We start from the raw sequence: 15,064 nt of genomic DNA, 5'->3' as shown, positions 1-15,064 counted from the left end.
TGAATCCTGCCGGGCTCGCGTGCCCGGGCAACGCGCTCCCCCTGGGCTTCGCCCGGGTGGTGTCTCCGCACTGTTTCGTCGTCGGTCGCCTACGGCCCCCCGCACCGCCGGGGGTGTGACCCCCGGCCCCTGCGCCCCCGGGGCGTGGTGGGCGCCCCGCTCACCGCTCCGGCCGTCCGCTTCGGTCCGGCCGGATCCGGCCCGATCCACCGGAGACTTCCCGGTCCTTCGCCCCGGCAGGCGTGACGGCCGAACACTGTGCATTCCCCGCCCTCCTGATGATTACCCATCGCGGGCCCCGGCTCAGCCGGTTTTTCCATCCCTTGGCGGCAGATTCGAAAGAGGTCCGGGCGGGGATGCGCCGCTGTGCGCCGGTATTACGCCCCCGGGCCGGGCCCGTCGCCGGGCGCCGCAGTGGCGGCCGGGGCGGCTGCTCCGTGCGGCGACTCCCGTTCCGTGGCGCGCCGCCGCAGTACGGCGCAGACCATGGTCACGGCCGCCCCGCCGACCGCCCAGGCCGAGATCACCAGCATCGGGCCGAGGACGCCGTTGCCGCGGAAGTACGCGATGGACCGGGCCGCGTAGGTACCGGCGCCCGGTGGCAGGGCGGGCCCGACGGCCCGCCAGAACGGGGGCAGCAGGGGGTACGGATAGGCGCCGCCCGCACTGGGGTTGCCGAGCACCACCACCAGCAGGATCGCCAGACCGATACCGATGATCCCGGCCACCCCCTGGAGGGCCAGGGTGAGCGCCCCGACGGCGAACACCAGCAGAGTGCCCAGACCCCACAGGGCGGGCACGCTCCCCGGCAGCGCGTCGAGCACCGGACCGGCGATCACCGCCCCGAGCAGTCCGGTGACGATCGCGTACAGCAGCAGCACGGCGAGCCGGATCAGACCGCGGGCCGGATTGGCGGGCCGCGCGCCCGCGCTGATGGCCAGGACCGCCGCGCAGAGGTAGCCGCCGACGCACCAGCCGACGACCAGATAGAAGGAGGTGAGGCCGCGGGCGTCGCCGGGGGCGTCGGGGACCACGTCCACCACGTCGACGGTACGGCCCCGGGCCTTCTCGGCCCGGGTGACGACGGCCGTCAGGGCGTCGGCCAGGGAGGCTCCGGAGGCGCTGGCCACCAGCAGGCGGTCGGGGCCCGCGGGGGAGAGGAGCAGGGCGCCGTCGACATCGCGGCGGGCGATCCGGTCCCGGGCGGTCGCTTCGTCGGGGGCGGCGGAGGGGGCGAGCGGGTCGCCGGGCAGTGCGGCCAGTTCGCGTACGGCCCGTTCGGCGGCGGCCGTGGTGGGGGCGGTGACCGCGAGCGGGATCTCGGTGGGCTTCGGATGGTGGAAGGCGCCGATGTAGGAGGTGATGAACCCGAGCTGGAGCGCGAGCACCCCGATGATCAGCAGCGCGGCACGGAGGCTGACCGCGTCCCTGACCTCGTCGAGGAAGCCGGGGCGCGGAGGTTTCCCGGCCGGGGTGTGGGGGGTGGGCCGGTCGCCGTCCGTGGTCCGCGTCATGGCCCCACGCTCGACGGACGGCGGGTTCCGCGCAGGCGGAAGGGGGCCGAACGGGCGACGGGAGCGCGGCGGCACCGGTGCGGCCCGGGTGGTGCGCCGGGCGGAGGAGACGGGGGTGCCGCGGCGGCTCAGGGCGGGCGGCGCGGTGGCACCGCAGGGCCCGGCGGTGTGCCGGGCCGGGGCAGGTGGTCCCACGGTCGCCCCGGCCATCGGCAGCCGAGGCGCCCGTCTGACGCAAGCTCAGTTTTTACCGGCGCGTAACTTCCCCCTGCGGGCTACCCCTGCGTAACTTGTCGTGGGCACTACATTCGGATGATCTTCGGGTCCCGGTGCTCGGGCCGCCCGGCCCTCCCTCCCGGGCGGCCGCCCCCACCCTCCGAGCCGCGAGGAGAGCACCCGATGACGCTCCGGAAACGCCTTGTCCGACCCCTGGCCGCCGTGCTTCTGTCCGCTCTCGTCGTACTGGGACCCGGCACCCCGGTCGCCGCCGCCGGTTCCGCCTCGGCATCCTCCGCCGCGTCCTCCTCGGAGTCCGCCGCGTCCGCCGTGTCCTCCTCGCTGTCCGCCGCCCCCGACCGGGGCTGGAACAACTGGTCCTGCAAGCCGTCCGCCGCCCACCCCCGACCCGTGGTGCTGGTCCACGGCACCTTCGCGAACTCGGTCGACAACTGGCTCGGGCTCGCCCCGTACCTCGTCAACCGCGGCTACTGCGTCTACTCCCTGGACTACGGACAGCTGCCCGGGGTGCCGTTCTTCCACGGCCTCGGCCCGGTCGCCCGCTCCGCCGGACAGCTGGACGCCTTCGTCGACCGGGTGCTCGCCGCCACCGGCGCACCGAAGGCGGACCTCGTCGGCCATTCGCAGGGCGGCATGATGCCCCGCCACTATCTGAAGTTCCTCGGCGGCGCCGCCGAGGTCAACGCCCTCATCGGCATCGCGCCCAGCAACCGCGGCACCGACCTCCTCGGGCTCACCCGGCTGCTCCGGTACTTCCCCGGGGCCGAGGAGGCGATCGGCACCACAGCCCCCGCCCTCACCGACCAGATCGCCGGATCGGCCTTCCTCACCCGGCTGAACGCGGGCGGCGACACCGTGCCCGGGGTCCGCTACACGGTCATCGCCACCCGCTACGACCAGGTGGTGACCCCGTACCGCTCCCAGTTCCTGACCGGCCCCGGGGTCCGTAACGTCCTGCTCCAGGACCTCTGCCCGCTCGACTTCTCCGAGCATGTCGCCGTCGGCACGATCGACCGGATCGTCTTCCACGAGGTCGCGGCTGCGCTCGATCCGGCGAACGCCCGGAAAACGGACTGCGCGTCCGTCATCGGATGACGGACGCGCAGCCGGGGTGCCGCTCCGGACGCGGCAGGGGGCGGGGGACGGTCAGCGGCCGCCGGCCGTCGACCTGCGCCGTGCCGAGGCGAACACCACACCGGCGCCGACGGCGAGCACCAGGGCGCCGCCCGCCGCGATGTACGCGGTGCTGTTCTCGCCACCGGTCGCCGCGAGCGTCTCGGGAGCACCCTGGCCGGCGGCCGGGGCGGCACCGCCCAGCTGCGTCTTCGCACCCTCGGAACCCTTGTGGTCCGTGTGGTCCGCGTGCTCCGCGGCATAGGCGGCGTTGTTCTTCGTCTCGGCCGCGGAGTCGCCGCCGTGACCGCCGTGGTCGACGGAGGACTTCGCAGCGGTCTGCCGGATCTGCTTCTCCGAGGGGGCGGCGGCTGCCGGGGCACCGCCCGTACCGCCGCCGAACACCACGTCCGAGCAGGTGTAGAAGGCCTCCGGCGAGTCCGAACGCTGGAGGACGGAGTAGATCAGGTGGCGGCCCGACTTCTGCGGGACGGTCCCCTGGAAGACGAACGAGCCGTTGACCACCGGCGGGTTGGTCACGGAAGCAAAGGGCTGGGCCTCCAGGTCGGACCACTTCAGCGGCTTCGTGGGGTCGTAGCCGTCCTTGGTGATGAACAGGTCCAGCGTGCCCTTGTGGGGCGCAGTGGCACGCCACTGGAAGGTCTTCGAACCGGCGGCCATCGGCGACGACGGCCAGTCGGTGCGCGGGGCGTCGAGACCCTTGTACTTGTCCCGGCCGGCGCTGCACAGCTTCCCGTCGGGGATCCGGGCCTGGTGGGCACCGGCGGGGTCGGGCAGGTTGACCTCGTTCCAGTCGTACAGCGGCTGGGTGCCGCCGGCGGCGACGAGCGCCTTGCAGGCGGCCGAGTCGGGGCTCTCGGGACCCTCCGCATGACAGGCGGCGATCCTGCTGACCGGGTCCGTCATGGTGCCGTGGGCGGCGGCGGGGACGGCCGTCAGCCCGGCCAGTGCCAGCGGCGCGAGACCGAGCGCGGCGGCGATGGTGACCTTGCGGCGAGGGGTCATGATGACGTTCTCCTCAGGACAAACATTGGGGGGAGCCGGAGCGGCCCGGATGGGGTGCGCAGCCCGTCGTTCACCTCTTGCGCACTGGTCCGGACCGGCCCCGGCGAGCAGCAAGCTAGCCCCTCGGAGCGCCGGAGTTCCCTCTCGTGAAGGGAAGACGACGATCCTTATCCTTGTTTTAAGGAGGCGCTAAGCGCGGGCTGAGGAAGCGGCCCCGGTCGCCGCCTCGCCCGCTCGGCACCGGCAGCGCAGCTGACGACCCGAAGCGGAGGAAGAGCGTCCATGAGCGACAAAAGCACCGCCCTGAGCCGTGAGGAACGCGAGGAGTTCCTGTCCGAACCGCATATCGCGGCCCTTTCCGTGGCCTCCGGCGACGAGGGGCGGGCACCCCTGACCCTGCCCATCTGGTACCAGTACGAACCCGGCGGCGAGCTGTGGGTGATGACCGCGACGGCCTCCCGCAAGGCCGGTCTGCTCACCCGGGCCGGACGCTTCTCGCTGATGGTGGACCGGCTGGTGCCCACCGTGCGGTACGTCTCCGTGGAGGGCCCGATCGTCTCCGCCGAGCCGGCCACCCCGGAGCAGCTGGAAGAGATCACCCGGCGCTATCTGCCGCCGGAGAAGGCGGCGGCCTATGTGGAGACCGCCGCCGCTGCCTTCGGTGACCAGACGGTGTTCAGGATGAAGCCGCAGCGCTGGCTGACGGCCGATCTGGGGGCGTGAGCCCAGGGCCGGCAAGGCCGGCTCCGACCTGCTGAAACGGAGGTGCGGGCGGCCCGGGTCCCGGGCTCGGCGGAGGTTCAGTGGCGGCGCCCGGCGATCCGGTACCGCCGCTCGGGCCGACCCGTACCTCCGTAACGCAGAGTCACCTCGACTCGGCCCGTCTCCACGAAGTACTCCAGATACCGGCGGGCGCTGACCCGCGACAGGGACCCCGCCTCGGCGCACTCCGTCGCCGACAGATCGCCCGGATGCTCCCGCAGAATACGCTCCACCAGCTCGGCGGTGTGCGGCGCCAGCCCCTTCGGCAGTCCACGGGCCCCCGGCGGCCGGGTGCCGAAGATCTGGTCGACGTCCTCCTGCCGCGCCTGTCCGAGCCGGTCGAAGCGGGAGCGCAGCGACGCCACATGCCTCAGCTGCTCCTGGAGCGCGGACTGGGTGAAGGGTTTGATCAGATAGTGCAGGGCGCCCGCCCGCAGCGCCGCCCGGACCAGCTCCGCGTCCCGGGCGGCCGTGATGAACAGGGCGTCGACGGTCGCGCGACCGGGATCCCGCTCCTCGGCCGCCCGCAGTTCGCGGAGCACGTTCAGCCCGTCCATATCGGGCAGATAGATATCAAGCAATACGAGATCAGGCCTGAGCTTCTCGGCCGCGCGCAGCGCCTCCGCGCCGTTGTGGGCCACCCCCACGACCCGGAAGCCGTCGGTGGCCGACACAAAGCGGCTGTGGAGCTTGGCGACCATGAAGTCATCGTCCACCACCAGCACATTCGTCACGGGCTCACGCTAAGCCGGGACCACAATGACCACAACGTCCGTTGATTCCGGAAGAGAGACACTTTCTTAACGCGACGGCAACATGTGGGCCACCTCACACAACTCCTACCGAAAGGCGGCTCACGTGCAATTGCGCACTCCCCTCGCCCTGCTCGGGGCGGCGTTGCTGGTGCTCGTGGGGCCGCCCCTGCTGAATACGGGCGACACCTCCGACACCGGCACGAAGATCCCCGGGCTGCGGTTCATGGTCCCCAACACTCCGGGCGGGGGCTACGACATCACCGCGCGTACCGCGGCGAAGAACGCCGAGGACGCCAACCTGACCCACGACATCGAGGTCTTCAACCTCCCCGGTGCCGGTGGCACGGTCGGGCTGGCCCGGCTGGTCAGCGAGCACGGCAACGGCAAGCTCGCGATGTCCATGGGGCTCGGCGTCGTCGGCGCAGTCCACGCGAACAAGACCCCGAAGACGCTCTCCGACACCACGCCGATCGCGCGGCTCACCGAAGAGCAGGACATCGTCGTCGTCTCGAAGGACTCCCCCTACAAGACGATCCAGGACCTGCTGAAGGCCTGGAAGGAGAACCCCCGCAAGCTGGCGGTCGGCGGCGGCTCGTCCCCCGGCGGGCCCGACCACCTCGCCCCGATGCTGATGGCCCAGGCGGCGGGCATCAAGCCCAAGTCCGTCAACTACATCCCCTTCGACGGCGGCGGTGAACTGCTCGCCTCCATCCTGGGCGACAAGGTCGCCTTCGGTGTCTCCGGCGTCGGCGAGTACCTCGACCAGATCAAATCCGGCGAACTGCGGCTGCTGGCGGTGACCGGCCCCAAGCGGGTGCCCGGTCTCGACGCCCCCACCCTCCGCGAGGCGGGACTGGACACCGAGTTCACCAACTGGCGCGGCATCGTCGCACCGCCCGGCCTCTCCGACCAGGAGCGGGCGAAGCTGGTCAGCCTCGTCGAGCGGCTGCACGCATCGCCCCAGTGGAAGGAGTCGCTGCGCAAGCACGGCTGGGACGACGCCTTCCTCGCCGGTGACGAGTTCGGCGACTTCCTCGACGAGCAGAACAAGCGCGTCGACCAGGTGCTGAAGGAGCTGGGACTGTGAAGCCTCAGGAGACTCCCGCCGCGCGTCCGGCGGACGACGCGTCCGGCAAGGCCCCCGAGAGCCGGGGATCCTGGCTGCGCGACCACTCCGAACTCGGTGTCAGCGTGCTGCTGTTCGCCATCGGTGTGCTCGTCCTCGGCGACGCCCTCACCATGGACGTCGAGATAGCCCAGCGGGGCCCGGTCGGCCCCAAGACCGTGCCGATCGTCGTCGGCATCGGACTGCTGGTCATCGCCGTCCTGCTCGCCGTCGACGTCATGCGCGGCGGCCGCGGCGAGGCCGAGGGCGGCGAGGACATCGACCTCAGCGAGCCCAGCGACTGGCAGACCGTCCTTCTCCTCGCTGGCGTCTTCCTCGCCTTCGCCGTGCTCATCGGGCCGATCGGCTTCCCCATCGCCGGAACCCTGCTCTTCTGGGGCGCCGCGTTCGCCCTCGGCAGCAGGCACTTCCACCGCGATCCCCTGATCGCCGCCGTGCTCGCGCTCAGCACGTACTACCTCTTCAACAACCTGCTCGGTGTTCCACTGCCGGGTGGCCCGCTCATGGGGGTGCTGTAGCCCGATGGATTCGTTCAACTCACTGATCGACGGCTTCGGCACCGCGCTGACGCCGATCAACCTCCTCTGGGCGGCGATCGGCGTGCTCCTGGGCACCGCGATCGGTGTCCTGCCCGGCATCGGCCCCGCGATGGCCGTCGCCCTGCTCCTGCCCGTCACCTACGGTCTCGAACCGACCGGCGCGTTCATCATGTTCGCCGGTATCTACTACGGAGCCATGTTCGGCGGCTCCACCACCTCCATCCTGCTCAACACGCCCGGTGAGAGCGCGGCGGTGGTCGCCGCGATAGAAGGCAATCCGATGGCGAAAGCGGGGCGCGGCTCACAGGCCCTCGCCGCCGCCGCCATCGGCCACTTCGCCGGCGGCATGATCGGTACCGTCCTGCTGGTCGCCCTCGCGCCCAAGGTCGCCGAACTCGCCGTCGACATCGGCGCCCCCGACTACTTCGCGATCATGGTGCTGGCGTTCATCGCCGTCACCTCCGTCCTCGGTTCCTCCCGGATCCGCGGACTGGCGTCCCTGCTCATCGGTCTGACCATCGGACTCGTCGGTCTCGACTCGATGACCGGACAGCAGCGGCTCACCTTCGGCTCGCTCCAGCTGGCCGACGGTGTGGACGTGGTCATCGTGGCCGTCGGTCTCTTCGCCATCGGCGAGGCCCTCTGGGTCGCCGCCCATCTGCGCCGCGGCGGCGCCGCGCCGATCCCGGTCGGCCGCCCCTGGCTCGGCAAGGACGACGTCAAGCGCACCTGGAAGCCCTGGCTGCGCGGCCCGTTCATCGGATTCCCGTTCGGTGCGATCCCCGCGGGCGGCGCGGAGATCCCCACCTTCCTCTCGTACGTCACCGAGAAGCGGCTCTCCAAGAACAAGAACGAGTTCGGCAAGGGCGCCATCGAGGGCGTCGCGGGACCGGAGTCGGCGGCGTCCGCCTCGGCGGCGGGCACCCTGGTGTCGATGCTCACCCTCGGCCTGCCCACGACCGCGGTCGCGGCCGTGATGCTCGCCGCGTTCCAGCAGTACGGCATCCAGCCCGGACCCCTGCTCTTCGAGCGCGAGCCCGATCTGGTGTGGGGCCTGATCGCCTCCCTCTTCGTCGGCATGGTCCTGCTGCTGGCGCTGAACCTGCCGCTGGCCCCGGTCTGGGCGAAGCTCCTTCGGATCCCGCGTCCGTACCTCTACGCGGGCATCCTCTTCTTCGCCGGCGTCGGCGCCTACGCGGTCGGCGGCGAGGCCCTCGACCTGGTGATCCTGCTGATCATCGGTCTGCTCGGGTTCGGAATGCGCCGCTACGGGCTGCCGATCCTGCCCGCGGTCATCGGTGTCATCCTCGGCCCGGGTGCGGAGCAGCAGCTGCGCCGCGCCCTCCAGCTCAGCGACGGCAGCATCTCCGGTCTGGTGAACACGGGCTTCTCCGTCACCGTGTACGTGATCATCGCGATTCTGCTGGCCTGGCCGCTGCTGAAGAAGCTGGTCCTGCGCCGTCGTAACATCACGTCATGACCCCGGATGTGAGATAACCGTGGACACCCGCCCCGCCGTGCCCGCCGATGTACCCCTGGTGAAGACCGTGACCGATGCGGCCTACCACCACTACATCGAACGGATCGGAGTCGTGCCCGCCCCCATGAAGGCGGACCACGCCGCCGATGTGGCGGCGGGGCGGGTGTTCGTCACGGGGGACCCCGTCCGGGGCGTGATCGTCCTCGTCCCCCGCGACGACCACCTCTTCCTGGAGTCGATCGCGGTCCACCCCGAGGCGAAGGGCACCGGCCTCGGCCGGATCCTGCTCGAACTGGCCGAGAGCCGGGCGCGGGACCTCGGCCTGAAGGAGATCCGGCTCTACACCAACGCCCTGATGTGGGAGAACCAGAACCTCTACGCCCGCCACGGCTACGAGATGACGGAGCGCCGGATCGACGGCCCGTACGACCGCATCCACTACCGCAAACCCCTCGGCTGACCGCATCAACGCCCGGTCCGCTTACGGCCTACCCGAGCAGCAGGGGCGCGAGCCCGCCGGGAGCCCCGGCCAGCTCAGCGAGTTCCTCCAGCCCCCGCAGGGCCGCCTCGGCCGCCCGCGGATCCCGCTGTGCGAGACCGCTCGCCGCGAACTCGTCCTCGTCCAGCCGCAGCGCGGGCCCGCCGTCCGGCGGCACCCACAGGTCGAGGTCCAGATCCTCCACCGTCAGGACCGTACCGTCCGTCTCCACGGGCCGGGTGATATCGCAGTACCAGCCCTTGAGCCGGCCGTCCGCGGCCCGGACCTCTTTCACCGCGTACCAGCGGTCCCGCCAGTAGTACTCGGTGAACGAGTCCCCCGGCTCGAAGCGGACGAAGCCGAAGTCCCTCACCCCGGGCGCTGCCCAGGGGGCCCGGACCACCACCCGGACCCCGTCGTCCGCGATCCGCACCGCCGGATAAGTGATCTTGCTGCGGCCCGCCTTGGTGAGGCGTACCTCCACCGCCGTGCCCGCCGTCGCCGTCATCGTGCCTCCACCGGCCCCTGCCGGGCCGTCGTACGGATCGGAATGGGGGACAATCGGCCCCGTGACCCTCATGATCGCCATCGACACCGCATCCGGTGTCGCCCCCTTCGAACAACTGCGCGCCCGGATCGCCGAACAGGCCCGGTCCGGTGCGCTGCCGGCCGGCTACAAACTGCCGACCGTCCGGGGGCTCGCCGAACAGCTCGGGCTCGCCCCCAACACCGTGGCCAAGGCCTACCGGGCCCTGGAGGGCGACGGGGTCGTCGAGACCCGGGGCCGCAACGGCACCTTCGTCGCCGCCGCGGGCGACGCCGCAGCCCGTGAACTGGCGCGGGCGGCCGACGCCTTCGCCGAACGGGCCCACCGGCTCGGCGCGGCCCCCGAAGCGGCCGCTGCGGCCGTCCGGGACGCGCTGCGCGCCGCGTACGGCACCGGATCCTGACCGGACCCCCGCACTCCTGACCGGCTCACAGATACAGACCGGCGTCCGACGCCGTGGACTGGCCCGGGACCGTCGCCGGGGCGCTGCCCCGGCGCAGCGCGTACAGCTCGGCCAGGGTCGAACCGTCCCGGCCCACTCCCTCCGGCGTCCCCAGCCAGGCGACGGACTCCGCGTGCGACAGCGGGCCGACCTCGATCCGGGCCAGACAGCGCCCGGGGCGGACGACGGCCGGATGGAGCCGTTCGAGATCCTCGTTGGTGGTGACGCCGACGAGGATGTTGCGGCCCTGTCCGAGCAGGCCGTCGGTCAGATTCAGCAGGCGGGACAGTGCCTGTCCGGTGGCGTGTTTGGCCTCGCCGCGGATCAGTTCGTCGCAGTCCTCCAGCAGGAGCAGCCGCCAGCGCTTGGCCGCGCCGTTGCCGCCGTCCCCGTCCGCTTCCTCTGCGTCCTCCTCATCTTCTTCGTCCTCCCGGCCGATGGCGATGTCCATCAGATAGCCGACGTCGTTGAAGAGCCGTTCGGGGTCGAGGACGCAGTCGAACTGACACCAGTCCCGCCAGGACCGGGCGAGCGTCCGCAGTACGGACGTCTTTCCGGTGCCCGGCGGCCCGTGGAGCAGCAGCAGCCGGCCGCTGATGTCGTCGGGCGTGAGCTTCATCAGCCCGTCGAAGGCCTCGCCGACCGGCGCCGCATAGTTGCCGCGCACCTCCTGCCAGGAGCCCGCCGTGATCCGGCGGGTGGTCCGGCGCGGGCCGCGGGCCGGGGAGTGGTACCAGAAGCCCATCGTCACATTCTCCGGGGACGGCTCCGGTTTGTCCGCCGCGTCCCGGGTGGCCCGCTCCAGGACCTCGCGGGCGAGGGCCGCCGAGACTGCCGTCACCGTGATGTCCGCACCCTGCTGCCAGCGGGCGGCCAGCAGCGTCCAGCCGTCGCCCTCCGCGAGGACCGAGGTGCGGCGGTTGGTCCCGACGGACTGCCGCAGCACCCGCGCGCCCGGCGGCAGCAGCGGGGCGTCCGGGCGGACCGGGTCGATGGTGACGGAGTGTGCGAAGGGCTGGTCGCCCGAGGCGAACCGGCTGATGAACAAGGCGTCGATGACATCGGCGGGCGAGTCGTCGTCGGTGAGGTGGAGCCGGATCGGCAGGACGTCCTGGGGATGCGGGACTGGCATGCGGCTTATGATCCGTCACCGGCGCGCGCCGCGCACCGCCTTTTGCCGCCGCCGGGAGTGCTGTCCGGGCGGTCCTGTCCGGGCGGTCTTCGCAGGCCCGACAAGATCGCCCGGACCGGGCCGACGGGCCGGGGCCCCCGGCCCGTCGCAGGTCAGCGCGGCCCGGGGCCGCCCGTGGCCGCCTCCCGCAGCAGCGTCGCCGCCCGGCGGGTGCGGCGCACGGCCGCGTACCCCTTGGTGAGCACCCGGTCCCCGGCGAAGGTGCGGCCGATGCCCCGGCCCGCCACGATGCGGGTGAACTCGTCGATTCCGGTACGGCGGCGGACGGTCAGCCGCTCGACGGCGTACGGGCCCTGCGCGGGCCTGGCCAGTCCGTTGCCGACCGCGAAGGCCTGGGCGAAGCCCGCCGCGCGGACCGTCTCCCGGACCCGGCGGCTGGAGTAGCCGTAGGGGTACGCGAAGGACCGGGGCACCTCGCCCAGCTCACCCGCGACGACGTCCCGGCAGTGTTCGGTCTCGAACCGCAGCCGGGCATCGTCGATCTGGTCCATCTGGGGGTGGCTGTGGGTATGGCCGCCGATCTCGCAGCCCGCCGCTGCCAACTCCCGGACCTGGTCCCAGTCGAGCATGGTGTCGAGGGCGCCGCCCTCTTCATGGGCTCCGCGCAGCCAGCCGGTGGAGACGAAGAGGGTGGACGCGAAACCGTGCTCCGCCAGGACCGGCAGGGCGTGCCGGTGCACGCCCTCGTACCCGTCGTCGAAGGTGATCAGCACCGGGCGCCCGGGCAGCGGTCTGCGGTCGCCGGACCGCCAGGCCGCGCCCAGTTCGGCCGTGGTCACCGGGGTGAAACCGCGTTCGGCGAGGACGGCCATCTGTTCGGCGAAGGCCGCCGGGGTGACGGAGAGCCCGTAGGTCTCCTTCGCCGGGTCGTCGGCCACCGCGTGGTACATCAGTACGGGAACGGGCGTGTTCATACGGTACGGGTCTCCCCGGTCGTGTCGGTCCGGCCCGCGGTGGCCTCGTGGCCGCCCGGCAGGGGCGCGATCGGACCGGACGAGAAGGTGACCCCGCCCCGGCGGGCGCGGAGCGTCCCGAGGGCGTAGCCCCCGGCGGCGGCCGCGACCCCGGCGACGATCGCCCCGGCACGGCCCGCGCCGCCCCGGCGGCCCCGGGCCGCGTCCCGCAGCCCCCGGACCACCCCGGCGGGCAGCACGCGCGTGGTGTAGCGCCGCTCGGACTCCAGCCCCTTGCCCGCGCCCACGCTTCTGGCGACCAGCGCCTTCGAAAGGCCTTCGGCATAGGTGCGGGTACGGAAGTAGGCGAACCGCTCCCGGACCGCGGGCACCTTGTGGTGGATGACCGCCCGGTCGTCGATCAGCAGTACCGCATCGGGCAGCGCCTTCGACAGCCGGATGCACAGCTCGGTCTCCTCGCAGCCCAGCGGCCGCTTGTCGCCGTCGCGGCCGATGCCGGTGGCGAACCCTCCGGCGGCGTCGAAGGCCGTACGCCGGAAGGAGGCGTTGCCGCCGAGGACGTTGCGGACCCGTACCTTCCCCGGGGGCAGGCCCCGGTAGGTGCAGCCGACGACCCAGTCGAACTCATCGGGGAACCAGTCCGGGCGGCGGCCGGAGGCCCAGGCCGCGTCGGTCCGCCCGCCGACGGCCGCCACCGCCGGGTCGTCGTAGCCCTCGGCGAAGACCCGCAGCCAGTCGGGCTCGGCGACCGCGTCGTCGTCGAGGAACGCGATGAACTCGCCGCGGGCCGCCGCGATGCCGGTGTTGCGCCCGGCGGACAGACCGCGGGGCCCCGCGTTGGGGAGCACTCGGACCGCCGCGCCCTCCGGAAGGCCCGGCGCACCGGGCACGTACTCCTTGTACTCCCGGGCGAGCCGGTCGAGGAGCGCCGGATTGTGGTCGACGACCAGCAGCGTTTCCAGGGCGGGCAGCGACTGGGCGCGGACCGATGCGACGGCTTCGAGGATGTCGTCCCAGCGGTCCTCGGTGTAGACGCAGACGACTACCGAGAAGCGGCGGCCGTCGTCCGTGCGGGGCGCCCGCGGGCTGTCCGATGCCGTGAGGCCGGGTGCCGGGCCGGCTCCCTCGCTCACGAAGCGTCCCCGCGCGCGGCCCGGCCCCCGGGCGCGCCCGCGGCGCGGCGGCGGTCCGCGCGGGTGACGCCCTTCTCCTTCAGGATGACCCGCAGCACCCGCAGTCCGTCGCGGACCGCGCTGAGGTTGCTGACGCCGTGGATCCGGACGTACTCGTGGCTCGGAACCTCCTGCACCCGCAGTCCGGCCTTGACGACCCGGATGTTCATCAGGGTCTCTATCTCGAAGCCGGTGCAGTCCAGGCTGATGTCGTCCAGGCAGTGCTTCCAGAAGGCGTTGTAGCCGTAGCACAGGTCGGTGTAGCGGGCGCCGAATTTGGCGTTGACCGTGGCGCACAGCACCCGGTTGCCCAGCTTGCGGATGAAGGTCATATCGTCGGTGCCGCCGCCGTTGGCGAAGCGGGAGCCCTTGGCGAAGTCGGCGCCGGAGACCAGGGCGGAGACATAGGAGACGATCTCGTTGCCGTCGGCCGAGCCGTCGGCGTCGACCATCACGATGATGTCGCCGGTGCAGGCGGCGAACCCGCTGATCAGCGCGTCCCCCTTGCCCTTGCCCTCCTGGGTGACGACCTTCACGTCCGGCCACAGCTGCCGGGCGACCTCGACGGTGTCGTCGGTGGAGTTGCCGTCGACGAGCACGACCTCGTGAATCCAGTCGGGCAGCGTCTTGAAGACGTGCGGGAGGTTCTGCGCCTCGTTCATCGCCGGGATCACCACGCTCACGGGCGGGGCGATCGCCAGATGGGAGGAGACCGGGCGGTAGCGTCTGGCCGCGCTGCCGTCGAAGTCGCCGGCCGGATCCCCGCCCGCCCCCGGCTCCGTACGCAGGCCGGTACCGCCGTCGGGGCCGGGACCCTGTTCGGCAGTCGTCGGAACGTGCCCCGGGTCGGCCGGGCGCAGAACTGAACTCATTGGATTGTTTCCCTCTCCACCGGTTGGACCGCCCGCGCCCGGGCGGCCCGGGGACGCATGTCCGGTTTAAAGGGGGGTCATTTTCCGCTCGGCCACGACGGCAGCGGCACTCCGCTCCATGGGACGAGTTGCAGAACCGGCCGCGCGGTACGCCTCGGTACGCAGTCGATGACGAGCACGCAAACGAGTACGTGAACCGGGCACGGCACCCCCCTACCGCGCCCACCCGCTCCGAGCCGTCGCGGCGCGCGAGCCCTCCCCTTGAGCCGCTTCGTGATGACTGAAAGCGAGTGGTTGTCTGACGGTATTGATGTTGGCGACTGTATGACAAGCCCAGGAACGTGAACTTGGTTTTTGCATTCTTGAGACCAATTGAACGGTCAGCGGTGCATCTGTTCCGGCGTGGACCGTTCGTTCCTCCGGTCCGCTGCCGTCCGGAGGAACAGCAGTGCGGTGACAGTCACGATAACCGCCACGGATGAACGGGCCGACAGCACCTCCAGCCAGGACAGCACCGCCGCGGCTCCGAGGTCGATCGCGCCCGCTCCGGCGGCGGCGGTCGCCGCGCGTGCTCCGGGCTCCAGTCCGCGCAGCAGCGCGAAGAGCCCGGCGGCCGGAGCGGCGAAGAGGAGGAAGAGAACGAAGGGGGCGCGAAGGGGTGAATCGCTGCCCAATACGGCCAGTACGGCGCCGGTTCCGGCCAGCGCGCACGCCGCTCCGGCGAGGATCGGCGGAAGGTCGTTCCCGATCGTCGAGGGTGTGTGGTCGTGGTCCCGCATGGGCGGTTGTGCTCCCGGGCAGCCTGGGGTGGAGCCCTACATGCTGAACCGCGGTTGATCCCGCGTCAAGAAAGCGGCGAGAGTGACCCATCTCTCTTGTCATGAACATTTTCATT

Annotated in this window: 16 protein-coding genes; 7 read left to right on the top strand and 9 right to left on the bottom strand. The window is 71.9% G+C overall.

Annotated elements, in window-relative coordinates; translation table 11 throughout:
• Positions 1-377: 377 nt before the first annotated feature.
• Entirely contained in the window at positions 378-1,514 is a 1,137-nt protein-coding gene (locus tag ACIQ9E_RS14600; RefSeq protein WP_403706724.1) for a DUF3533 domain-containing protein, read from the bottom strand.
• A gap of 399 nt (positions 1,515-1,913) precedes the next feature.
• Between ACIQ9E_RS14600 and ACIQ9E_RS14595 the strand changes: the two genes are divergently transcribed.
• The gene (locus tag ACIQ9E_RS14595) at positions 1,914-2,846 is read left to right on the top strand and encodes an esterase/lipase family protein (RefSeq protein WP_403706722.1); all 933 of its coding nucleotides are present in this window, start codon (positions 1,914-1,916) and stop codon (positions 2,844-2,846) included.
• Between the two features lie 51 nt (positions 2,847-2,897).
• Here ACIQ9E_RS14595 and ACIQ9E_RS14590 read toward each other — a convergent pair whose 3' ends face one another.
• On the bottom strand, positions 2,898-3,890 hold the full coding sequence (locus ACIQ9E_RS14590; protein ID WP_403706720.1) for a lytic polysaccharide monooxygenase: 993 nt from the start codon (positions 3,888-3,890) through the stop codon (positions 2,898-2,900).
• 282 nt (positions 3,891-4,172) lie between these two features.
• Between ACIQ9E_RS14590 and ACIQ9E_RS14585 the strand changes: the two genes are divergently transcribed.
• A complete protein-coding gene (locus ACIQ9E_RS14585) occupies positions 4,173-4,613 on the top strand; it encodes a pyridoxamine 5'-phosphate oxidase family protein (RefSeq protein WP_403706718.1) in 441 nt (146 codons plus the stop codon).
• Positions 4,614-4,690: 77 nt separating this feature from the next.
• Here ACIQ9E_RS14585 and ACIQ9E_RS14580 read toward each other — a convergent pair whose 3' ends face one another.
• Positions 4,691-5,377 (bottom strand): response regulator, encoded by a 687-nt coding sequence (locus ACIQ9E_RS14580; protein ID WP_403706843.1) that lies wholly within the window; start codon positions 5,375-5,377, stop codon positions 4,691-4,693.
• 133 nt (positions 5,378-5,510) lie between these two features.
• Here ACIQ9E_RS14580 and ACIQ9E_RS14575 point away from each other — a divergent pair, with 133 nt between their 5' ends.
• Genes ACIQ9E_RS14575 through ACIQ9E_RS14560 form a run of 4 tightly spaced genes read left to right on the top strand, consistent with a single transcriptional unit; the run spans position 5,511 to position 9,012 of the window.
• Positions 5,511-6,494, top strand: a complete 984-nt coding sequence (locus ACIQ9E_RS14575) for a Bug family tripartite tricarboxylate transporter substrate binding protein (RefSeq protein WP_403706716.1) — start codon at positions 5,511-5,513, stop codon at positions 6,492-6,494.
• The gene (locus ACIQ9E_RS14570) at positions 6,491-7,051 is read left to right on the top strand and encodes a tripartite tricarboxylate transporter TctB family protein (RefSeq protein ID WP_403706715.1); all 561 of its coding nucleotides are present in this window, start codon (positions 6,491-6,493) and stop codon (positions 7,049-7,051) included. The genes ACIQ9E_RS14575 and ACIQ9E_RS14570 overlap by 4 nt, the downstream gene beginning before the upstream one ends.
• A gap of 4 nt (positions 7,052-7,055) precedes the next feature.
• Positions 7,056-8,552, top strand: a complete 1,497-nt coding sequence (locus ACIQ9E_RS14565; protein WP_403706713.1) for a tripartite tricarboxylate transporter permease — start codon at positions 7,056-7,058, stop codon at positions 8,550-8,552.
• Between the two features lie 19 nt (positions 8,553-8,571).
• The gene (locus ACIQ9E_RS14560) at positions 8,572-9,012 is read left to right on the top strand and encodes a GNAT family N-acetyltransferase (RefSeq protein WP_403706711.1); all 441 of its coding nucleotides are present in this window, start codon (positions 8,572-8,574) and stop codon (positions 9,010-9,012) included.
• Positions 9,013-9,040: 28 nt separating this feature from the next.
• Here the strand turns inward: ACIQ9E_RS14560 and ACIQ9E_RS14555 are convergent, their stop codons facing one another.
• Entirely contained in the window at positions 9,041-9,538 is a 498-nt protein-coding gene (locus ACIQ9E_RS14555) for a DUF402 domain-containing protein (protein WP_403706709.1), read from the bottom strand.
• A gap of 61 nt (positions 9,539-9,599) precedes the next feature.
• On the opposite strand from ACIQ9E_RS14555, the gene ACIQ9E_RS14550 reads away from it, so the two are divergent.
• Entirely contained in the window at positions 9,600-9,980 is a 381-nt protein-coding gene (locus tag ACIQ9E_RS14550; protein ID WP_403706707.1) for a GntR family transcriptional regulator, read from the top strand.
• Between the two features lie 25 nt (positions 9,981-10,005).
• Here the strand turns inward: ACIQ9E_RS14550 and ACIQ9E_RS14545 are convergent, their stop codons facing one another.
• The 5 genes from ACIQ9E_RS14545 to ACIQ9E_RS14525 form a co-directional block, all read right to left on the bottom strand.
• The gene (locus ACIQ9E_RS14545) at positions 10,006-11,151 is read right to left on the bottom strand and encodes a DUF5925 domain-containing protein (RefSeq protein ID WP_403706705.1); all 1,146 of its coding nucleotides are present in this window, start codon (positions 11,149-11,151) and stop codon (positions 10,006-10,008) included.
• A gap of 152 nt (positions 11,152-11,303) precedes the next feature.
• Entirely contained in the window at positions 11,304-12,125 is an 822-nt protein-coding gene (locus ACIQ9E_RS14540) for a polysaccharide deacetylase family protein (RefSeq protein WP_403706703.1), read from the bottom strand.
• Entirely contained in the window at positions 12,122-13,132 is a 1,011-nt protein-coding gene (locus tag ACIQ9E_RS14535) for a glycosyltransferase family 2 protein (protein ID WP_403706841.1), read from the bottom strand. The genes ACIQ9E_RS14540 and ACIQ9E_RS14535 overlap by 4 nt, the downstream gene beginning before the upstream one ends.
• Before the next feature lie 122 nt (positions 13,133-13,254).
• On the bottom strand, positions 13,255-14,169 hold the full coding sequence (locus ACIQ9E_RS14530; RefSeq protein WP_403706701.1) for a glycosyltransferase family 2 protein: 915 nt from the start codon (positions 14,167-14,169) through the stop codon (positions 13,255-13,257).
• A 380-nt stretch (positions 14,170-14,549) separates the two neighbouring features.
• Positions 14,550-14,948 (bottom strand): hypothetical protein, encoded by a 399-nt coding sequence (locus ACIQ9E_RS14525; RefSeq protein WP_403706700.1) that lies wholly within the window; start codon positions 14,946-14,948, stop codon positions 14,550-14,552.
• Between the last annotated feature and the right edge of the window lie 116 nt (positions 14,949-15,064).

It is taken from the genome of Streptomyces sp. NPDC094448, assembly GCF_044763775.1.
GTDB lineage: Bacteria > Actinomycetota > Actinomycetes > Streptomycetales > Streptomycetaceae > Streptomyces.
The sequence above is the reverse complement of the archived record's forward strand: the minus strand, read 5'-3'. Positions and strand labels throughout refer to the sequence as shown.